The following is a 22,063-nucleotide window of genomic DNA, read 5'->3' on the forward strand; positions in this document are numbered from 1 at the left end:
TATGAAAGCGCTTCATACTTTTACAAGTAATAATATAACAGATTCTGAAGATTTGCGCAACCGTTTGCATAAAATTTTGAAAGGGTTTTCCTTTATAACAAACAAAAAAGCCGAAATACCAATGATTTCAGCTTCCTCTATTTATTAATTAATTTTAAATGCAACATAACTGTGCTGCTTTTTAGGGTTAAAAAGTAGTCTGACCGCTTCACGACCCAGTTCACGAGGTTGGAGGTCAATCCGACCATCACTATTTGTTAACATCCCCATTAACCGGCTGTTGTTAAAACAGAATACTGGAAGTGACCGTTTTTGGAGTTCGTTAGAAAAACGTACAAATAATAAATCATCCGAAAACAATAAGCCATCAGTCTCGGGATGGTCCTCAAGAAAGTTATCTAAAGAATCTGCATTAGTTTCTAACTGCCAGACAATTCCTTTTAATCCTCGCTCCTGCATACATTCTTCATAGCCCTTACTTCGTTCCCGCTCAAACATCCAGGGGTTAGTGGATTCAAGAAAGGCAGGATGAGTGAGTTGATGAGTTTTAAGCAATTGTTCGGTCGCAATCTTTCCCGCTGCAACATTGTCATTATCCACAAAACGATCGGGATGGTGATCAGTTGGGTGCCCAATGATTACGAAATTAAGGTTATTTTCCCGCAAGTAGGCAGTTATCGGATCGTTTTTCATGGCATAAAAAACTAAAAAATTATGAACTTTAGACTGATCAACCATTGAACGAACCTCTTCAAGTAACTCCTCCTGAGTTGGCGCTATCGCTACTACCATCTCATAGTGTAACGGTTGAAGAGCGGAACTAACTCCCCGCATCAGATCAATATGAAACGGGTTAGCCGGTGCAGTATCCTTCGTTACAGGAAAGATTAACCCAACCATATTTGATACACCACGGGTAAGATTCCGTGCCGTGTAATTAGGTTGGTATCCCGCTGCAACAGCAATTTTTTTGATCTTTTCCCGAGTTCCTTTACTAATCCGTGGGTTATCATTCAACGCCCGCGATGTTGTCGAAACGGATACTCCCGCCTGCTTTGCAATGTCTTTAATTGTTACCATTAGGGTCGTCCCTCGATTTTAAATGAAATAAACTTCCCTAATTCTACCAAGTAAAGCCCCATCTGGACAACTGGAACCGGCTTCATAATATTTAAAGCTTGCCGATATAATTCTAGTTGTCCACGATAACGACTAGTAATCTTAGTTAATTCAAATTCACGATATTGCGGATCAACATGATCGGTCTTGTAATCAATCAGGATTATCCCCTCAGGTGTTTCTAAATAACCGTCAATAATCCCGTGAATTAAAATTCGTTCGTCATCTTTTGCCTGAACTTCTTTAAAGAGTTCGTGACCATTCATTATCATCGCAAATGGTTCCTCACGATGGTAATTTTGACCATTTGACAATACTTGCTGGCCAGGATCTGTCTGGAAGAAAGCCGCAATCCCCTCTTCATTTATTCGGGTAGCAACCGCAAGATTAATCAGGTGCTCGTTCACTAACTGTTGAATCTCATTATGGACTCGTTCAACCGTTATTGGTTCACCATCCAGTGGTAACTTTTGAAATACTAAGTGAGTAGCTGTCCCAATTTCTGTTGCGGCCGGTAACTGATCATCTTGCTGGATAAATTGGGGAGTCGTAAAGTCGTTTTTTAAATAAAGGCCACGATTTTTTACTTTCTGCTGTTGTTCATAGTCCCATTGTCCCATTTCACGATTATCAGGATCCTCAAAAACTCGTTTAACATCCGTAACTGATTGGTAGGCTGTTGTCTTTGTTGCTACCTCGTGCGGATAACGGAAAGCAAGGACTTGATTGATATCATCTACCGACAAGGATTTAATTGATTGGGGATCCTCAGCAGACAAATCAACTGACTTGGTAATAGTTTCTAGTTCTCGCTCAACATCAGCAGCAGTATAAGTTCGTGCAATAAAAGACGGTGATGCGGACATCTTAGCAAAGCCTTTCCCTATATCGAGGGGACTTGGCTCAAGGACTACTCCCTTATCTTCTATGGATTTACCCGGAATACTTAATCGTGAAGCATCAAACTGTTTTGGATACCGCGCAAGTGCTAATCCGATCCAATCAATAAAGGACTTAGCAGCAATCCGTAATTGAGCTCCGATCAACTGTTGATCACTTTGGAAGGCCCTTTGCCAACTATTCCATGCTTCAACTAATTTTTGCCCCTTATGGCTCTCATTAAACGACGCCGTAACAATTAATCGTTGTTCAGCACGAGTTAACGCAACATAGAGGACCCGTAAATCTTCTGCTCGCTCACCTTGCTGGATATTATTCAAAATCGCCTGTCGCTGTGGTGTATCGTAAACAAACCGTTGCTTGTCCATCACCTTAATTCCAATCCCAGAAGTTGGATCAACAACTGCATTTTCCCGGACCGCTGCATTATTAAAGTGATGATTCGTATTAATCAAAAAAACAACTGGGAATTGAAGTCCCTTACTCCCATGAATCGTCATCACATTGACTGCATCAGCATCTAACTGTGTCGGGGCCACCCCTAGATCCTGATCATGCTCCTGCATTTTTTCAATAAAACGGGTAAACTGGTAAAGGCCCTTGAAACTACTCTGCTCATAAGTATGTGCCCGTTCGTATAAGGCATGGAGGTTAGCCTGTCGCTGTTGTCCCCCCGGCATCGCGCCAACATAATCTAAGTAACCTGTCTCCTGATAAATTCGCCAAATCAAATCAACAAGGGTTTGTTGCTGGGCTACCTGACGAAATTCGGTCAGTTGTTCAATGAACCTTGTAAGTTTGTTCTGAAGGCGTGTCAATTGTTCCGCATTCAATGCTGATGAATGTTGAAGGCGATGATTTTCAAAATTATTTTGACACACCATCAATGCTGTATAGAAATCTGCCCGACGATCTTGAAGACGGATAAACGCTAATTCCTTGTTATTAAGGCCAACGATTGGTGAACGGAGAACCGCTACTAGAGGAATATCTTGTTTTGGATTATCAATTACCTTCAATAACGACATCATCACGCGAACTTCAGTTGCCTGGAAATAACTCTCTACATCATGAACGGTCAGCGGAACTTCTAATTCATTGAATTGTTCCATCAAGGTATTATTAATATTTTTTGTTCGTTCCAGGAGGACAATATCTCCATATTGAACAGGACGCATTTGTTTTGATTGCTTATCGTAAATTAATTCTTGGTTCGTCACCATTTGCTTAATTCTCATGGCAACCATCCGCAATTCACCAGTTAACTTATCGTCCTCTTGGGGCATCGACGGATCAACATTGGCGTCATAAAGTAGTACTTCAGCAGGTTTAACCTCATTATCCGGATTTTCATCATAATAGGTTGCCGCATACTTTAAATGCGCGTCCTGATCATAATCAATTTCCCCAACTTGGTGATCCATTAACTGCTCAAACAAGAGATTTGTGAAATTAGTGACATTTTTCATTGAGCGGAAGTTTTCAGCAAGAACTATTGATTCACCCCCCTTTTCCTGACGATAATTCTTATATTTACTCAAAAAGAGTGTTGGGTCGGCTTCACGAAAACGGTAGATCGACTGTTTTACATCCCCCACCATAAAGAGGTTTTGCCGTTTGGGACTGGTTAACTGCATCAATATTTTTTCCTGAAGCGGGTTCGTATCCTGATATTCATCAATCATGATTTCTTGATAATGTTCGCGTAACTCCTTAACTAGTGTTACCCAATCATGTTGATCAGCAGGTGGGGTTAAGATCTGGTAGGCATAATGTTCCAAGTCACTAAATTCAAGGACATGGCGATTTAGCTTAGCCTGTTGATATGCCTGTGAAAACTTAATTGTAACTGCAGATAATTCATTGATAATCTTGGCTGATTGATCAGTAATATGCCGTAAGCGCGGTTCATCATATTCAAAATAATCTGCTGTTAGGGACTTCAAACGGTCTTTTAAGCCATTTCGGTTTTTAATTAATGATTGGTATGTTTGGTATTCTGGATCCTTTTTCTTTGCTCCGCCACTCATTCGGACATATTTAATTTCTTGAAAGGCTGCTCGAATGTCTCCCCACTTTTCTTGATCTAAACTAGCGATCAAGTTCCTAATCTTTTCCTGATCACCCTTAATAATTTCTGCCGGTTTGTTATAACCAAGATCAGCCATCCGGATTGCTAACTCACCATAATCATTTACTAATTGTTCCAGATTATCCTTAACAACTGGCTTTAATTGTTCTTGATAAAATTTGGTGTTTGTAATGGGATCATTTCCCAGGAAATAATTACTAGCTAGTTCTTGTAACCATTTTTCTGGTTCTGGTTGAGCGTTTGCTGTTTCATATAACTTGAGTACAAGTTCATCTAATCCCTGTGCATCACGGTCACCAGAAAAGTTAGTAACTAGTTCACTAAAATTTGCCTTTAGTTCAGTTTCATGGTCAAGTGACGTACTATAAAGTTTTTCACTAACCTGTTGCCAAACTTCCTCCTGGAGAAGGCGCCGCTCAGTATCATCCGTTAATAACCTAAATTGCGGATCAAGGTGAATTAAATAATAGTAGCGCTTAATTAATTTTAAACAGAATGCATGGATCGTACTGATATCTGCAGTCGCTAAACGATTAATTTCATTCGCCATTTGGCGCTGTTGTCGCTGCTCTTCCGCGTTATGTACGGGTTGATAAATGGCTTCCTGAAGTGCTTCACGAATCTTATCTCGCATACTCTTCGCTGCGGCATCCGTGAAGGTTACCATTAACATCCGATCAACATGAACTCCCTCTTTGATTAATTTAATAGCTCGCTGAACCAAGACCGCAGTTTTTCCTGACCCAGCGGAAGCTGAAACAAGAATGTTTTCTCCACGGTCATTAATCGCTTGGTATTGACTTGGCGTTGGATTAAAATCTGCCATTAATTCTTACTACCTCCCTCTTTATTTGCATTATCAAATTCTTCTTTGGCCTTTTTGGGATCAAGTTGGCGATAACGCTGTTGATCAAGCATGTTATCAAATTGGTAGATATCCTTAAAGTCACTATAATCTAATCCTGTTGAACGTTTGCTTCCCTCAATTAACCTGTAAGGGTTCAGCTTAACTTGTCCTTCAAGGATCTTGTTTCCAGCTTCAACAATTAACTGTTTATTCCAGTTCTGAAGCCATTGCAACTGATCGGGAGTTACTAATAATGCATCCTTCTTAGCGGAAATGCCACTCTTTTTAGTAACCTTTAACGGATATAAAACCGACTGGTTATCTTGGAGTTTCTGGTCAAGGGAATCCAAAACTGCTGGTTCATTTAAGAGGATTCCCTTATATTCGTGAGAACTTAACTGAAGTTCTTCCAAATCTTTATGCTGATTTCGTTTCCAGTCAAACTTTGGATTACTCAAGTGTAAGTACAATGCACCAGCAAGTTGCGCAGTTGGTTCATCTAGTTCTTGAAGGTTGCTTTGAAGACCATTTAGGTAGGTCAATAATTGGAGCGATATTCCGTAATAAGCTGAGGTAAGGTCAAATGTTCGGTTGCTCGACTTATAGTCAACCACAGTGAGAAAGTCGCTTGGATTTGACAGATCCATTAGTTGATCTTTAGGTAGACGATCAATCCGGTCAATCCGTCCACGAAGGTAGATACGGTTCCCAGAAGCTAATGGATAATCGAGAGCTTTAAGGTTTGCCTGGTTTAAGGCTCCAATTCGCCCAAATTGCGCTTCGGTCTTAAATGGCTGAGCCTTAGTATACTGTGACTGTTGACACATTGTTTCAAGCATCGTTGTAACGATCGTTCTTAGTTGGCGATACTGAAATTCTGCCTGGGGTGATGACTCTGCTAAGCGAACCAAATCAGGTTGATTTTTCTCAGCTTCTTGTAGTGCTTCGTTAATAAAATTCTTTAATTGTTCTGGGTCAGCTGCTAGTTCTTTCAAATCAGCTTGTTGTTGATGAGTGCTATTAATAAAAGTTTCCATTGCCTTATGGAAGAACGTCCCAATTCGATCAGGGGACATCTCAAGCCGATCCCGTTTTTTTAGACGAAGACCATATTTTAGGAAGTACTCGTATTGGTTAACATAGAAGTTTTGTAATTGTGAAATTGAAGCATACAGAGCTTGCTGCTTACCCTTACCTGGAGTTACATGAAGATATAATGCCTGGGCCAAGGTTGCTCCAATATCATCGACAACATTATGGTAATTAAACCCTTGAGCTACTAACTCAAGACGTTGCTGTAGCTTTTCTCCTAATGCTCGTTCAACTAAGTCTGAGCTTGCTTGCCACTGCCTGGATAATAAAATCAGATCACGTTCAACTCTTCTCCAAGATGCTGGTAATTTAGCAGGAGCCTTACGCGCCCTTTGTTCGTCGCGAACTTGACGTCCAACACGGACTAACTGACTTAAACTAGCCTCTGGACTACTAATAAACTGTTGCGGATTCGCCAAACCAACTTTACTAGTTACTAGTGGTGAATTAACAATTGGCTGTTGGAGATAAACTGCTAAATCACGCATATACGGCGAAATAGTTAACTCCTTATCGTCATTTGTTGCCTGGGGTGCCGTAAAAATTAGTTTTTGCTTAGCAGAAAGCATCCCTAAATAGTGGATAAAAGGCTCATTGTTCAATTCAGTTACCGTATCAGCGGGTAAGTATTGGTAATCAGCATCAAGGTACGGGGCCAAAATTTGCTTATCCTGATCCGTCAATAAGCCTTCATTCTCTCGAACTTCGGGCATTACGTCATCAGTTGATCCGAGCATGAAGACAACTTTTTTATTTTGACTTTGAACAATTCCAGTTTCAGAGACAACAACTTGATCCAAGGTTGCTGGAATCTGAGAATACTGAGCTGCTGAAAAGCCAGCCTGGATAATCTCGTTAAATTTTTCGAGATAATTATCAATATCATCTTTATTCAGCCGATCTTCCCCAAGGATTTCAACATATTCCTGTAATATCTGGCAGAACTTTTCCCAAACCTGTTGGGGCTGGCGGGCAAGATCAAGGTCCCGGGTACTCTGGTATTGCTGCCATTGATAAAGCCGTTCTGTAACCCCATTTTGCTGCAAGAAGTTAAAAAGCAGTGTTGCTAATTCTCGCCCTGAAGTAGCCTTTTTTAACTGATCTAAGAATGGAACAAGCGTCTTAGCGACATAGTTACGAACAATAATTAATTGTTGGTTTAACTTAGCCACTCGTGACGAATGATCTTCCGTATCTAATGACTCACTATCCTTAGCATTCCAAAGTTCTGATGCTCTTTTCTCACTTACCCAAGCTTGCTTTCCTCTGATTGCTTGTTTCAAGCACCAATTTTCAGTAACAAAAACTGCCTCTTGAAAGTCCCGAATCGACATTAAATCACCCGTTGTTGTACGGGGAACCAGCAGCCAAGTTTTCAGCAGCTGCATTATATCTGCTAGTTGGTACCCTCGCTGATCAATAGTAAAGAGGGTACTCAACAGGATTACTAACGGATGTTGATCCATTTTCCGTTCATGATCATCGAAAACCGGCACTTGGTTCTTAGCAAAAATTGGGGTAATCATATTCTGGTACCCATCAAGGTGTCGCGTTAAGATTAAGAAATCACGATAACGGTACTTCCCGCTTGCAACTAGCTGTCGAATTTTTGTGGCAATTAGTTCTAATTCTTCACGGCGGTTAGCCATTATATAGAATTGCACTGTAGAAGGGTCAACCAATTGTGTCTTCTCCACCGCTGCAATTGGTCCTTCTGCATAGCGTTTAAAATAACGATCAACCTTCTGGAGATCACTATTTACGCGTGGTTGATTAGCAAACCAGACATTCGGTTGTAACTTAACCCGTTGTGGATTTGCTTGAGCTAGTTTCCAAAGACGGCGATACACCATTGCTGATGAATAAAACAAGTCATTTTCACCAGGAATTTCACTTGGATTCGGGTGATTTTGGTCAGGATATCCTCGATCAAGTACTAACGAAATCATGGTTGCTGCTCCATTTTCTACTAGAGCATCAACTATTCGTTGCTCACTTGCTGTAAACTGTGCAAAACGATCAATAAAGAAATGCATGTGACTAACTTCATCACTGCTTTGCAAATATTGGACAAGTTGCAAATATAACTCATTATTTCCCAGGAAATTCTTTCGCAGTTGCTCTTCGTAAGCATGATAAATTGTTTCAACATCACGCATCTTCGTTAACCACACACGGTTTGCTCCTGCAGATTGATCTTGTTCAATCTGGTCTAAAATCGTTGAAAAATCATCCGCAGAAATATTCGCACTCTTTAATTCTTCTAGTTGATCAGTTAACTTTTGAATAAAGCCGGGACGTTTAATTTCACTTGCATAAAGGTGTAAGTCGCCTGCATGGTCTTGGGTAACTTGCGATGTCAGCATTGTCATCCCAATTTTAGAAATTCGCGGTGTTTGAAATGCTGGCGTATCCCGTAAAAGGAACCAGGCTAACCGGCTAAATGACAAAACCTGAAGTCTCTCAGACGCAAATCGTTGATCATCACCAAAGCCAGCCCGTTTCCGTAATCCTGCTAAAACATTTATTTCCGTTTCAAACTTAATGTGGTTAGGAACTAAGTAGAAGAAACGATCTTCTGCAGCTGCATTTTTCATTTGATCAGCTAGCTGGTCAACCATTACTTGTTCATGATCCATTGTTCGCGTGCCTAAAACAAAGCCTAAAGTTCCCACGGTAATCCATCCTTTTCACGTAAATTTTGTTTTAATTTTACCATAATAGATCGAACAAATGTTTAGTTTGCACTAAATTTATAACAAGTGCATAAAAAGGCTTCAAAGTATTGAAAACCAACTTTGAAGCTTTTTATGTACTATGAAATTTTGGCATAAATATACCGTAACATAGCTAAACTCTGCTCGCCCTCTACAAATATGCCTCCCTAAAGAATATAACTGCTTGGATGAGTGTAAGGAGGGCGATTACCCAGCGCATTAACTTGGCAGGAATGTAACGCAAAATAATTGGGCCTAAGTAACCACCGATAAACATTCCGATTGCCATTGGAAATGCATCCCACCAATAAATTTTTGATGTAAATGAGTAAATAATTAAGGCAACCAGATTCGTAAAACCACAGACCGCATTTTTGATCGCATTCGCTACTAAAAAGTCTTCATCCGTTAAGTACGTTAATAAGACTAGGATCACAATCCCACTTGCAGCACCAAAATATCCGGCATATCCTCCAACAATTACCAGGAGGAATATATACATGACCTTTAACCACTGCGGTTTTTGGTGAGTTAAGTCTGGCTGGTGTTTTCCCGAAATAAGAATCATTGCCCCAGCAATCAAGATAAAGAAAGGAACAACCTTTTCAAAAACTTTACCAGGAAAGGCGAGTAGCAGAATGCATCCCATCACAGAACCGATTACGGTGAAAAAGCCGTAAGTCCATACTTGTCGCCAATGTCCATGGAGTTCCCGACCAGATGCGAATACTGAACCAAGGCTATTCCAAATCAAAGCCGCATCATTCGTAACGTTAGCATAAACCGGTGCTACCCCAACGCTTAGGAGTAGTGGATAGGACGCTAAAGAAGCAAATGAAGCTGCAGAAGAGAGGATCCCCGCAACCACTCCACCAAGTAATAAGTAAATTAACGTTCCAACTGACGGGATACTTGCCATTTTTCTCTCCTTACCTAACAAGAATTACTCATTTTTTATTCTTACAAAATCGGTGATAGTAACCGGGAAAAAGTTTGTTTAAACCGCAACCACCGTGACTGGTTAGCAAACATCTCTGGCGTAATCACCCGTGAATTACGAATATCATTTATAAAGATCCGCTCCAACTTATCTGTCATATCACGATCATAAATAAAGGAATTAATTTCAAAGTTTAGCTTAAAGCTCCGAAAATCAAGATTAGCAGAACCTACACTTGCCATCCGACCATCGATCATAATTGTTTTAGCGTGCAAGAACCCTTTTTCATAAAAGTAGATCGTAATGTCATGGTTTGCTAGTACCCGTGCATAATACTGAGTAGCTCGATAAACAAACGGGTGGTCCGGTTTACAAGGAAGCATAATCCGTACATCGACACCCGAATGAGCTGCTACCTGCAGAGCATCAATTACACTATCATCCGGAATTAAATATGGAGTTTGAATCCAAATATGATCAGTTGCTGCATTAATTAACCGTAAATATCCCAATTTAATATTCTCTTGGGGTGATTCAGGGCCACTAGAAACTATTTGCAGCGATGTTTCATTTTCGAGTCGACTCTTATTAAGTTTAATCTCGGGGAAGAACCGACTAAAGTGGTTAATTCGATTATCCTTATGCTTAACAGAAGCATTCCAGTCACGAATAAAGCGCTGTTGAAGGCTGTAAACTCCGCCACCAATAATCCGTAAGTGAGTATCACGCCAGGGACCAAACTTCTTTACTCGACCAAGATATTGGTCACCGACATTAAAGCCCCCAACGTAGCCAATTTCACCATCAATTACAACGATTTTTCGGTGATCACGATAGTTCATCCGGAAATCAATAAAGTTACTGTGGGTCATCAAGAATGGTGTTGCATAGCCACCTCGTTTGCGAAGACCATTATAGAAATCAGCACGAACCCCCATTGAACCCCACGAGTCATAAAGGACCCGAATTTCGACACCTTCTGCTGCTTTTTGTTCCAACAAAGTTCGTAATTCGTTTCCAATTTGATCGTTATAAATAGTATAAAATTCAATATTGATGCTCTCTTTTGCAGCTTCAATATCATCGAAAAGCTGCCGAAAGAGTTTATCACCCTTAGTATAAATCTTTACGTTATTGTGGCGAGTTAAAAATGCGTTGTCCAAGCTTTGGAAGAGCATCACTGTCCGCCGATACATTTGGACAGTAGAGTGCCTTGGCTTCGGCATATTTTGAAATTGAAGTTTTTGCCGTTCAACTGCCTGTTTAAGCTTTAGCTGTGTCTGAGACTTAATTCGTTCCAAGCTCCGTTGGGGAAGTTTACGGCCAAGGAACGCATAAAAAACAAATCCCACAACAGGAAGTAAAAGAAGTACAAGGAGCCATGCCCACGTTGCTGCAATATCACGTTTCTCCCTAAACACAGTAAACAGTGCCGCGATCTCGTTAATAACAATAATTATCAATAATCCCCATTTTATAATGCTCCATGTTAGTATCATCACGACACCCCCTTATTTTTTAAATTTTAACTCAACAATTCAAGATAACCAACGGCAGTCCCTAAAAAATTTATCTGTCTTATAATTAAAAGTAATAATTTTAAGAAATGAGGCCAAAATATGACAACGACTTATCTCCGTCGAGCAAAGCCAGTAGATCTAGATAAAATAATGGAGATTATCGAAGACGCACGAGCATTATTAAAGCAAGATGGCAGTCCCCAATGGCAAGACGGTCATCCCAACCGCAAAGCTATTACTACAGATATTTCCCAGGAAATAAGCTGAGTCTTGGTTGTTGGCAATCAAATTGTTGGAACTGCTGCCCTCCAGCTTACGCCTGATCCAACATACAAAAATATCCAGAATGGTCAATGGAAACAACCGAATGAACCTTATGCAACAATTCACCGAGTTGCAATTTCAAGCCGGTGCCGCGGCCAAGGTCTTTCTAGTATTCTTTTTAGTAACCTTATTACCGTTGGTCAACTACAAAAACGATCTAATTTCCGTTTTGATACTCATGAAAAAAATCAACGAATGCAAAAAATAGTAAAAAAATTTGGTTTTATTCGTCGCGGTGAAATTAACGTTGTTGATAATAATGATCCCAAGCGAGTCGCCTTTGAATTAAACCTTCATCGTAATTATAAAATTCATAAAGTCACTAACACCTTTATGAAAGGACTGCTAAAATAGATGGTGTGTAATAAATATATTCTATTGGAGTAGTTTCATGCGGTATAAAAAACGATCTTGGTCATTTTGTTCGCAAACAAAACGAATTAATTAACTAAGATCCAAAAGATTAATCCGAAAATTGAACAACTCAGTAATCGAGTTGGATTAAAATTAGATGATGAATTTTGGAAGATGTACTTAAACCAACAATGTTTACCAACCAGTACATCAATTCAAAGCCGATTCTCTCGACTTCAAACTAACTTCTTTACACTTGGGGAAGAAGTCGGTTTGATTGAGATTAAAATTAAACACCTTAAAGAAAATGCTGCCTAGTTTGATAGAGGAGTAAGACAGGATCTCTCATTTTTCAATGTGAGGTTAACCTCTAGGCATCCCTATCGACACGAAGCTAGCCTTTAGAAACGTAAAGAGGACTCTAACGTTCGGTATTTCCGAATGCTAGAGTCCTCTTTATGTACTCCGCTATAGCATTTCCAGCTATATTTGAGACTCATGTTACAGCTCCTTTTGATCACTGTACTTAAGCTTTCAATCATAATGCGAGGCTTATTTGTAATCCTCGATTAACTTTCTTCATTACTGAAGGTCCAAGGTGATCAATCCGGTCCATTAACCGTTGCTTATCAATCGTTCGCACCTGTTCTAATAAAACAACAGAATTTCGCGGAATTCCGGTTATTTCTGTGGTTAACGGAACGTGGGTCGGCATTAATTTTTTCTCCGAATGAGTTGTGATTGGCGCCACAATTACAGTTGTACTAAAGTGGTTTCCTACATTATTTTGAATAATTACGACTGGTCGCTGACCGCCTTGTTCAGAACCTACTACAGGCGACAGATCAGCATAAAAGATATCGCCCCGTTTTACTTCCTTTTCCTTCATTCGCTAGTATCCCTTCAGATTAAATGGTACATCATTATATCAATATAGAAAAAAGAGGATGAAAAACAAGTTTCCATCCTCCTCAGGGTCTACTGATTACTTATCTTCTTTTTGGTTATCAGTTTTCTTCTTGTCGTTGTCAGCTTTTTCTTCTTTCTTTTCATCAGCTGACTTGTATTGGTCACTGTCATCCTTAGCAGCGTCCTTAGCATCAACAATTACCAACTTACCATCCTTCATTTCAGCAACTAAGTGCTTTGCATCAAGGTGGTCAAGGTAGTAGTCAGTAACCTTATCACGAATTTCACGTTCAATTACCCGACGAAGTGGACGAGCGCCCATCGCTTCATCATAACCTTCATCAATCAAGTATTGCTTTGCGGTTGGGGTAACTTTAACGTCCATGCCCTTCTTAGCCAATGTCTTATTAACTTCAGCTAACATTAAGTCAACAATCTGCTTCAAATCTTCCTTACTCAAACTGTGGAATTCAACAATGGCATTAAACCGATTCAAGAATTCAGGACGGAAGTAATTAGTTAACTTCTTGATCAGGTCTTCTTCATCGTTGTCGTTACCTAACTTAACTGGTGCATCGTTAGAATAACCAGCGTTAGATGTAGCGATAATAATTGTGTTCTTGAAATCAATAGTGTTACCTTGACCATCAGTTAAGCGACCATCATCCAGAACTTGAAGCAAGAGAGTAATAACTTGTGGGTTGGCCTTTTCAATTTCATCAAGCAAAATGATTGAGTATGGGTGACGACGAACCTTTTCAGTTAAGGTATTACCATTGTCATTGTAACCAACATATCCTGCAGTAGCACCGATCAACTTAGAAACAGCTGTCCGATCTGAGTATTCTGACATATCCAAACGAATAATGTCGTTCTTGCTACCGAACATATCAAGTGCCAATTGCTTTGCAAGTTCAGTCTTACCAACACCAGTAGGTCCTACGAAGAGGAAGCTACCAATTGGTGAGTCCCCTTCATCGAATCCAGCACGGTTACGACGAATAGCACGAGCAACAGCTTCAACAGCCTTATCCTGACCAATAACCTTACCTTCAAGACGCTTATCCATATCTTTCAACCGTTCAACATCACTAGCACCAATCTTAGAAACCGGAATACCAGTCATTTGCTCTACGGCATTAGCAACATCTTCTGGAGTTGCAGTAACCTTGTCGCTTTCTGAGCCTTCCTTCAATTGCTTTTCAAGATCAGCAATCTTTTCCTTAGCGGCTTGGGCAGCCTTATAGTCTTCCTTCTTAGCTGCTTCCTTTTGCTTCTTCTTTTCGCCTTCGATGTCCTTTTCAATTTGCTTTGCATCGTGTGCTGGGTGCTTAGCTGCTAAGTGAGCGGCAGTCATATCTACCAAGTCAATAGCCTTGTCTGGCAATGCTCGTTGTGGCATGTATTGAACTGAGTAATCAACTGCAGCTTGGAGAACATCATCTGGTAACTTAACGTTGTGGTGACGTTCGTACAAGTCACGGATCCCCTTAAGAATTGCAATAGTATCAGCCTTACTTGGAGCATTAACTGTTACTGGGTTGAACCGCCGAGCCAAAGCAGCATCCTTCATAATAGTATTCCGGTATTCGTCTTGGGTAGTAGCACCAATAACGGTAATTTCTCCCCGTGACAATGCTGGCTTCATAATATCAGACATTCCCTTGGAACCATCTGCATCACCAGCAGAACCAGCACCAATAATTTGATGAATTTCATCGAAGAAGAGGATAATATTTCCAGCCTTCTTAACTTCATCAATTAGCTTTTGCATATTTTCTTCGAAACTACCACGATATTGAGTACCAGCTTCAAGACTGGAAACATCAATACTAATAATTTCCTTATCCTTAATGGCTGCTGGAACATCGCCAGAAACGATTGCTTGAGCAAGACCTTCAACAACAGCAGTCTTACCAACACCAGCGTCTCCAACTAAAACTGGGTTATTCTTTGTCCGCCGACTCAAAATTTCAGCAGTTTCTTGAATTTCCTTGTTCCGGCCAATAACAGGATCGAGTTCGTGACGGCGAGCTTCTTCAGTCAAGTTACGTCCTAACTTGTATAAGATACTTTGCTTACCTTCGTTAGGTTGTGGACCTGGTTGTTGTGGAGCAGCGCCACCTGGTAACTTGCCCGTTTGCCGATATTGAGCAAATTCTTCAGGAGTAACTTCTCTCCCATTAATGAGGTAACGGCGGTTGTCAGAATTAAAACCATTCATTCCACCCATTAGTTGGTTAAAAATGTCATTCATGTCTCCGTCAAATGGATTCATTGGATTTTGTGCCATAGGTACATTCCTCCCTTAATCTTCTTTAATCAAATTAATAAAAAATTTATTGTTACATTTATTATAGATGTTTTATTAGCTTGAAGCTAATATAATGCATCATGCTTTAGTTTAAATAATGCTCTTCTAATTCTTTCAGGACCTCCCACATATGTTTATGCTGTGCCCGAGCTAAAGCATCTAAATCCCTTAAATTCAGCGGAGTTGCACTCGACTGTGGTTTGTTAAAGGATTTGTGTAAAGTGGTGTAACCGTATCCGGAACGCTTTGATACTTGATAAATCGTTAAATTATGGACTTCCAAGTATTGTTTAATATTAATCCGCATATTTCTCACTTCCCTTACATTAATAATTATACCACATCTATAAAGTAACACAAGTGTGGTATAGTGAATTTTACAAAAAAAATTTAAAAAGCTTATTGACTTTAATTAAAAATGAATTAGAATATTAGTAATCTCTTAATCAATTGAGGAATGACTAATTTAGTATCCTTGTAATCCCTTTTCTTTTGTGTGCTAACATTCCATTCCCAGATATTCCCCAAGTATCTGGGAATTACTACTTTACTCATTCCAATTTAGTAAAAGGACGATGGCAATTTCTGTCACTGTCCTTTTATTTTTATGAAAATTTGATAAGAATTATCTAGGCATTTTTATTGCGTCCCTCTATCACTTCAGGCATACTTAGAGTTGATTGAAAAGTCATATTTATGTATTTGTAAGGAGGAGAAGCAAGTATGAGTACGTATAAAGTAAAGGCCACGAAAACTACTACCGGGATGCAAGTTGCTGCAGGAACGCGAGGTTTTGAAATTACTTTTGATGAACCTGGAAGCACTAATACGGGGATGAATCCTGTTGAGATTCTCTTAACCTCATTTGGTGCTTGTCAAGCAATTACTGCTACTGAATTAGCCCGAAAACGGAATTTCGATCTTCAAGCTTTCTGGGTTAACATTTCCGGTGATCTTGGTCGGGAAAACGTGAGTGACGATGACAAACGGTACAAATTTACCGAAATCCGTTACACACCTCATTTACGTAGTGATGAATCTGAAGAAGACATCAAAAAATTTCTCGCTGAAGTCGCCCGTAAGTGTCCGGTAGAAAATACCTTAGCTTACGGAACAAAGCTTGTTGAGGATGGCTTCGTTGTAGAAGACTAGGAGAATATAAATGTCTTATATTAAAAGAGTTCGTGATAAGGTTGGCCATGAGGCACTAATCATGACTAGTGCTTCAGGTGCTCTATTAAACTCTAATCAGCAAGTACTTCTACAAGCGCGAGCCGACACTGGGGACTGGGGATTTCCTGGTGGTTATATGGAATATGGCGAATCTTTTGCTGATACTATAAAGCGAGAGTTTAAAGAAGATGCTGGCTTTGAGGTTACTCCAGTTAAACTACTTAAAATTCAAGATCAAAATTTTTATACCTATCCAAACGGGGATAAAGTTCAACCAATTAATGCCTTCTACCTCGTAAGATTAGCCAATCATGAACATTTTGCTACTAAACCTGGTGAAACAGTAAGGGTCCAATACTTTGATCTCAATCAGGAACCACCACATTTCTTTAATGACCAACACGCAGAGATGTGGCAATTAATTAAAGTATATACTAACTAAAAAATCGTCTTGACGTTTTTTCAAGGCGACTTTTTTAGTTACTTCCCCTCTCACCAAACTCCAACTATGCTAGAATTGATATATTACTAGTCGTGATAAGGAGAGAGATTATGATTTGGACATGGGATGTCATTCGGCGCATCATTGAAGTACTTTGGCTAATTAACATTGGTTTCGCAATTTGGACAGTTTTTAGGAGTAGACGAGATATTGCAGCAACCTGGGCTTGGTTACTCGTTTTATCAGTTTTTCCGGTCTTCGGTTTTATCCTTTATATGTTTGTTGGACGACAACTATCACAAGATGATATCTTCACTATTCAAGAAGAACAAGCGAAATATCGCGATACTTTCATGAAGAAGCAGCATGAATTATTAAAAAAACATGAACTGCTTCCTAAAAGTAATCAAAGACCTCGGGCACGAATGCTCGCTAACCTAAATCTTAATAATGATGATGCTCCCTTAACTTTTAACAACCACGTTGAAGTCTTTACCGATGGACACGCTAAATTTGAACAACTGGTTGACGATATTGATCATGCGAAAGAAATTATTGATGTTGAATACTATACTTTTTATGCTGATCATCTTGGAAACCGAATTCTCGATGCACTAGTTGGTGCAGCAAAGCGTGGCGTTAAGGTTCGTGTCCTTTACGATGCGAGTGGTTCTCACGGAACAAAACCATCCTTCTTTGAACCATTAGAAAAATTAGGAGGAGAAGCCCAGGCATTCATCTCTAGTTCAGATAAGTGGTATACCTCACCACGGTTAAACTACCACCTTCACCGAAAGTTAGTAATTATCGATCATAATATTGGTTACATTGGTGGTTTTAACATTGGAGATCAATATCTGGGAGATAGTCCCAAGTTTGGTTACTGGCGAGATACCCACTTACGAGTTATTGGTCAGGCTTCAGTAATGATGGAAGTTCGTTTTGCAATGGATTGGAACACTACTTGTCGAAAAACCCATCAACCTCAGATCTCAATTGAGAATGAACTAAAAAACTTCACTATTCAGTACCCCAAGTCAGATGATCCGGAAGAAGTGCCAATGCAAATCGTTTCTTCAGGTCCTGATAACCAAGATTTTGCAATTCGACGAGGCTACGAAGGAATTATTGCAACTGCTAGAAAATACGTTTATATTCAATCTCCTTACCTCATCCCCGAAGATTCGATCCTTGAATCCCTGATTATTGCAGCAAAGAGCGGGGTAGATGTCCGAATCATGGTTCCTTGCATGCCTGATCACCCTTTTGTTTACCGGATGACCGAATATTATGCTAAATATCTCGTACAAAATGGGGTTAAGGTTTACCGCTACGATAATGGTTTTATCCACTCTAAAACAATGGTTAGTGGCTCAAATATCGCATCTGTTGGTTCAGCTAATCAAGACTACCGAAGCTACAAACTTAACTTTGAAGTCAACGCCTTTACCTATAGTTCCGAACTTTCCAGTAAGCTCAAGAAGATCTTTGAAGACGATCTAATAAACTGTACTCCAATGACAGAGGAATACTTTGCTAAACAATCACGGTGGTTAAAGTTCAAGCAACAGTTTTCCCACCTCTTAGCACCGATTTTCTAAATTACGGAAGGAAGAAAAATGACTGGAGAAAATGCTAGACGAATTAAAAATGTTTTAATTGGAATTCTTGTTATTATTGGAGTTCTCGCTGTCCTTCCATCACTCCTCACTTTAATTATGATGGTCTTTTCTGGACTGGTTACTGGCTTTTCATTTGCTTATATTGTAATCGTCGAAATGACGAAATACTGGTCAGTTAATATCTGGACTAGTTTCTTTTATCTCGGATTACTAATTGCTGAAATTGGACTTTTGGTTATCATTATCCCTCTTATTATTTGGGCTATTAAATGGTTGACTAAAGCAATAAAGTGGATAATTAGTGTGATTAAGCAACGCTGGGGAGGTAAGTAACAATGAAACAAGCAATTAAATTGGGAAGCATTCTTTTCGTTTGTGGACTAATTATTTCTGGAATTGCTTACCTAGGACATAAGCAACCATTTGATCCAATGACGCCAATTGAAGAATCCCAAGCCAATAAAGAGATCATTACTCGTAAACAATTCTCAAAGATTAATGCTACTGCTAGTTCTGCTGATGTAGTAATTAAGCAAGGTCAACACTATACCGTTTCTTATTACGGCAAGAAGACCCACCCCGTTCATGCTCGGGTTAAGGACGGGGTCCTCAAAATTACCCAAATGCCCGTTACATATTCCAAGTTCAATAATTTTCATATTGGGAATAACTCTGATGATGAACGATTCATAATTACTGTTCCTAAAGGGCTCACGCTTTCTAAAATTAAGGGACACGTTAATAATGATCTAGTTATTAACCGTGTTCCAGTAAAAGAAGTAACCCTTAATAGTAATAGCGGTGATATTAACATCCTTAATAGTGCATTCAACGGTGGAAAGATCGCAACAGCCAGTGGTAACATTTCTATCCGACGTTCCTCACTTTTCAATACTAAATTAATAACACAGAGTGGTGATATTGATTTAAGCCAAACATCCCTTATTAAGGGAAATTCTACCCTTTCTTCTGGTAATTTTAGTGGCCACCGGTTAACCATCACTGGTCATTACACCGTTACCAACCAAAGTGGCGATAATACGATTATTAAGTCAAAAATTGATGGTGCCAAGCTCACAACTACAAGCGGTTCAAATAAACTAAAACGGCGAGTTAGCGATGGTGGCTCACTTAAACAAATGCTTGATTCACCAAACGTTATTTTCTTAAAGAGCATTAGTGGAAATAACACAATTAAATAGCTAGACTACTTAAATTCGAAAAGGACCCGTGAAAATTTCTTCACGGGTCCTTTTCATTAGGAGTTGTTTAACTTTTTTACAGTGAAGACAACATAGTCAACACCAGTCTTTTCTAGTAATACCTAACTGGATCATTCGCAATGGCCGTTAAGTTAGCTTGGCAACAACAAGTGCCTTAGTACGGTCACAATCTTTTTAACTACTTAGTCAGTCCTTCTTTGTTAAATCTTTTTCAAATTCAGCCCGTAAAAGTTGAGCAATTGGATCATAGGTATGAAGGATTCGGTCAACCTCTGCTACTGAGTCAGTTGGACTGATCTTTAATTGAGGATTGATTGCCATTTGTTTCATGTGAAACCCAGTAATTACTAAATGCATCGCAATCTGTGCCTGTGCTCCACCATGAGTACCGAACGTTACTAAACTTACTAATTTATCCTTCCACTCATTTGCAAGATAATCCAAGGCATTCTTAAGAACTGCTGGATAACCCCAATTATATTGGGGGAAAACGAAAATTAGTCCATCATAACTTGAAATCAACTTACTCCACTCACGAGTATAACTATGTTCATACTGACCAAGAGCGGGAATTCGACTTTCATCAAGGAACGGTAAATCTAGCGCCTTCAGATCAATTTCATTAAATTCAATCTTGGTACTTTCAGATAACTGTTTTTGTAACCAGTCAGCTACTTGCTTGCTTCGACGTCCAGGACGAGTACTGCCGATAACTATTCCGACTTTTTTCATTGAAGATCACTCCTAATCTTAAATTACTTCGACTTAATCATAACCAGATTTTACAATGAAAACAACAAAAACATCTCTCATTACTAATGAAGCAGTCTACTTAGAGTTGTTTTTCTTAGCTATTCAGTTTTTCTTTTCACTGAACCAAATATTAGCAATGGAAGTATTACCAAGATAAATAATATTTTCAATAATCATCCCATCATATTTTTCTTAAATATTTAAACAAATAAGTCCACAAATGAAAAGCGAAACATTTATGAACCTCTTTATTACTTATGATATGGCAGACCATTAATAATCGTAAATGCCCGGTAGATTTGTTCTGTTAATACTAGTCGCATCAATTGGTGAGGTAAAGTAAAGCGACCAAATGAAATTTGAGTATCTGCTCTTTTTAAGACTTCTGGACTAAGACCAAGTGACCCCCCGATTACAAAAGTAATATCACTATGGCCATATGTCGCTAATTGGTTAATTTCCTTTGCAAACTCTTCAGAAGTCCGTTCCTTTCCCTGGATAACAAGGGCATATACATATTCTTTATCCTTAATCTTTTCAATAATCCGTTGTCCCTCTTTTGCCATTACTTCGTCCATCTCAGCCTGACTTAATGATTCTGGGGCTTTTTCGTCTGATACTTCTACAATTTGAAATTTACAAAACCGACCAAGCCGTTTTGAATATTCCGCAATTCCAGCTTTAAAATACTTTTCCTTTAATTTTCCAACACCAATAATTTTAATATTCAATTTATCCACCACTTTCAACATCTTATCCACAGAGTTATCCACAAGAAGCTTATATATGTTCTTAATATCCCGAATGTTCGGCAGTAAGCCCTGCATGAAATCGTTTTCCTAAAATTGACTTATCCACAATTATTAACAGAAACAAACGTTCGTTAATTTTCGTTTGAAGCATTGATATATCAACGATTTTAGTTAATATAATTTAATTTCTTCCACTTATCCACATACCTAGCATTAACTTGTGGATAAGTTTTGCACATCTTTAATTACTGTTACTATAGCATATCTATATATAGGGGAATATTTTAACTCATTTTTCCACTGACTTTTCCACAGGAAAATTAATCAGTAATTTGAAGCTAAAAATAACACGGATCGTGGTTCATTAATCACAATCTGTGGTTAACTGAATAATCAAATAACTAAACGTTAAATTATTCGTTTTTTTCATGAATCAGGCATACTTATGAGCAATTTTTCCACAAACTGCGGCAACAATCGCTGACAGGAGATCATCTATAAAGGTATTAACATGTAGATCAGACGTATCAAATTTCTTCATGATTCCCGACTTTACCCGATCGAAATAACCGAAGTTAGTCGTCCCGATCGTCCCGTAAATCGTCGCAATCTGTAACGCAATTGTTTCATCAACACCGAATACTCCCGCATCATTTTTGATGATTGAGGCTAGAGGTTCATCTACCTGTCCTTCTTCAGTCAGTCGATCCAATTCGAGCATCACCATTGCGTTATTCATCAATTCACGTTTGTGCATAACGTCAACAACAGCATCTTCACATTCCTTTAGTGTAACTTGGGGTTCGTACTGGTGTTGTGTTTCATAAACAATCTGTGCTAAATCATTCTGCGTCACTCCACGTTTTTTTAATCGATCTACCACAAAATCATAGGCCTTCGTGTCTGGATATTTAAACTTAGGATTATTCATAATTAAGTTCTCCTCATTCTTGATAGTATTTTTATTATA

At 39.1% G+C, this 22,063-nt stretch carries 19 protein-coding genes; 8 read left to right on the top strand and 11 right to left on the bottom strand.

The annotated features are described in order from the left end of the window. Positions 1-144: 144 nt before the first annotated feature. From H5R64_RS01405 to cls (H5R64_RS01425), 5 genes are all read right to left on the bottom strand, one after another. Entirely contained in the window at positions 145-1,080 is a 936-nt protein-coding gene (locus tag H5R64_RS01405) for a LacI family DNA-binding transcriptional regulator (RefSeq protein WP_182580498.1), read from the bottom strand. Further along, positions 1,080-4,937, bottom strand: a complete 3,858-nt coding sequence (gene addA, locus H5R64_RS01410) for a helicase-exonuclease AddAB subunit AddA (protein WP_182580497.1) — start codon at positions 4,935-4,937, stop codon at positions 1,080-1,082. The genes H5R64_RS01405 and addA overlap by 1 nt, the downstream gene beginning before the upstream one ends. After that, on the bottom strand, positions 4,937-8,725 hold the full coding sequence (locus H5R64_RS01415) for a PD-(D/E)XK nuclease family protein (protein ID WP_182580496.1): 3,789 nt from the start codon (positions 8,723-8,725) through the stop codon (positions 4,937-4,939). The genes addA and H5R64_RS01415 overlap by 1 nt, the downstream gene beginning before the upstream one ends. 193 nt (positions 8,726-8,918) lie before the next feature. Next, positions 8,919-9,686: a sulfite exporter TauE/SafE family protein gene (locus tag H5R64_RS01420; protein ID WP_182580495.1), complete on the bottom strand. Its 768-nt coding sequence runs from the start codon at positions 9,684-9,686 to the stop codon at positions 8,919-8,921. 41 nt (positions 9,687-9,727) lie between these two features. Continuing rightward, the gene (gene cls, locus H5R64_RS01425) at positions 9,728-11,206 is read right to left on the bottom strand and encodes a cardiolipin synthase (protein ID WP_182580494.1); all 1,479 of its coding nucleotides are present in this window, start codon (positions 11,204-11,206) and stop codon (positions 9,728-9,730) included. A 120-nt stretch (positions 11,207-11,326) separates the two neighbouring features. Here cls (H5R64_RS01425) and H5R64_RS08695 point away from each other — a divergent pair, with 120 nt between their 5' ends. The 3 genes from H5R64_RS08695 to H5R64_RS01435 all read left to right on the top strand — a co-directional run bounded on the left by H5R64_RS08695 (position 11,327) and on the right by H5R64_RS01435 (position 12,223). After that, positions 11,327-11,494 (top strand): hypothetical protein, encoded by a 168-nt coding sequence (locus tag H5R64_RS08695; RefSeq protein ID WP_372456607.1) that lies wholly within the window; start codon positions 11,327-11,329, stop codon positions 11,492-11,494. Positions 11,495-11,497: 3 nt separating this feature from the next. Next, the gene (locus tag H5R64_RS01430) at positions 11,498-11,905 is read left to right on the top strand and encodes a GNAT family N-acetyltransferase (RefSeq protein WP_372456608.1); all 408 of its coding nucleotides are present in this window, start codon (positions 11,498-11,500) and stop codon (positions 11,903-11,905) included. Positions 11,906-12,079: 174 nt separating this feature from the next. Further along, positions 12,080-12,223: a hypothetical protein gene (locus H5R64_RS01435; protein ID WP_182580493.1), complete on the top strand. Its 144-nt coding sequence runs from the start codon at positions 12,080-12,082 to the stop codon at positions 12,221-12,223. Between the two features lie 220 nt (positions 12,224-12,443). Here H5R64_RS01435 and H5R64_RS01440 read toward each other — a convergent pair whose 3' ends face one another. The 3 genes from H5R64_RS01440 to H5R64_RS01450 all read right to left on the bottom strand — a co-directional run bounded on the left by H5R64_RS01440 (position 12,444) and on the right by H5R64_RS01450 (position 15,435). Further along, the gene (locus tag H5R64_RS01440) at positions 12,444-12,794 is read right to left on the bottom strand and encodes a type II toxin-antitoxin system PemK/MazF family toxin (RefSeq protein WP_182580492.1); all 351 of its coding nucleotides are present in this window, start codon (positions 12,792-12,794) and stop codon (positions 12,444-12,446) included. A gap of 96 nt (positions 12,795-12,890) precedes the next feature. After that, the gene (locus H5R64_RS01445) at positions 12,891-15,107 is read right to left on the bottom strand and encodes an ATP-dependent Clp protease ATP-binding subunit (protein WP_182580491.1); all 2,217 of its coding nucleotides are present in this window, start codon (positions 15,105-15,107) and stop codon (positions 12,891-12,893) included. A gap of 106 nt (positions 15,108-15,213) precedes the next feature. Then, the gene (locus H5R64_RS01450; protein WP_182580490.1) at positions 15,214-15,435 is read right to left on the bottom strand and encodes a transcriptional regulator; all 222 of its coding nucleotides are present in this window, start codon (positions 15,433-15,435) and stop codon (positions 15,214-15,216) included. 416 nt (positions 15,436-15,851) lie between these two features. On the opposite strand from H5R64_RS01450, the gene H5R64_RS01455 reads away from it, so the two are divergent. The 5 genes from H5R64_RS01455 (at position 15,852) to H5R64_RS01475 (ending at position 19,567) form a co-directional block, all read left to right on the top strand. Continuing rightward, the gene (locus H5R64_RS01455; protein WP_182580489.1) at positions 15,852-16,280 is read left to right on the top strand and encodes an OsmC family protein; all 429 of its coding nucleotides are present in this window, start codon (positions 15,852-15,854) and stop codon (positions 16,278-16,280) included. Positions 16,281-16,290: 10 nt separating this feature from the next. Beyond that, positions 16,291-16,743 (top strand): NUDIX hydrolase, encoded by a 453-nt coding sequence (locus H5R64_RS01460; protein ID WP_182580488.1) that lies wholly within the window; start codon positions 16,291-16,293, stop codon positions 16,741-16,743. A gap of 110 nt (positions 16,744-16,853) precedes the next feature. Further along, positions 16,854-18,344 (top strand): cardiolipin synthase, encoded by a 1,491-nt coding sequence (gene cls, locus H5R64_RS01465; RefSeq protein ID WP_182580487.1) that lies wholly within the window; start codon positions 16,854-16,856, stop codon positions 18,342-18,344. A gap of 18 nt (positions 18,345-18,362) precedes the next feature. Then, on the top strand, positions 18,363-18,698 hold the full coding sequence (locus tag H5R64_RS01470; protein ID WP_182580486.1) for a hypothetical protein: 336 nt from the start codon (positions 18,363-18,365) through the stop codon (positions 18,696-18,698). Between the two features lie 2 nt (positions 18,699-18,700). After that, on the top strand, positions 18,701-19,567 hold the full coding sequence (locus tag H5R64_RS01475; RefSeq protein ID WP_182582603.1) for a DUF4097 family beta strand repeat-containing protein: 867 nt from the start codon (positions 18,701-18,703) through the stop codon (positions 19,565-19,567). A 207-nt stretch (positions 19,568-19,774) separates the two neighbouring features. Here the strand turns inward: H5R64_RS01475 and H5R64_RS01480 are convergent, their stop codons facing one another. From H5R64_RS01480 to H5R64_RS01490, 3 genes are all read right to left on the bottom strand, one after another. Continuing rightward, positions 19,775-20,320: an NADPH-dependent FMN reductase gene (locus H5R64_RS01480; RefSeq protein ID WP_182580484.1), complete on the bottom strand. Its 546-nt coding sequence runs from the start codon at positions 20,318-20,320 to the stop codon at positions 19,775-19,777. A gap of 272 nt (positions 20,321-20,592) precedes the next feature. Further along, positions 20,593-21,072: a 23S rRNA (pseudouridine(1915)-N(3))-methyltransferase RlmH gene (gene rlmH, locus H5R64_RS01485; RefSeq protein ID WP_182580557.1), complete on the bottom strand. Its 480-nt coding sequence runs from the start codon at positions 21,070-21,072 to the stop codon at positions 20,593-20,595. Between the two features lie 454 nt (positions 21,073-21,526). Next, positions 21,527-22,024: a phosphatidylglycerophosphatase A family protein gene (locus H5R64_RS01490; RefSeq protein ID WP_182580483.1), complete on the bottom strand. Its 498-nt coding sequence runs from the start codon at positions 22,022-22,024 to the stop codon at positions 21,527-21,529. Positions 22,025-22,063 lie beyond the last annotated feature (39 nt).

It is taken from the genome of Limosilactobacillus fastidiosus (genome assembly GCF_014145505.1).
GTDB classification, from domain to species: Bacteria; Bacillota; Bacilli; order Lactobacillales; family Lactobacillaceae; genus Limosilactobacillus; species Limosilactobacillus fastidiosus.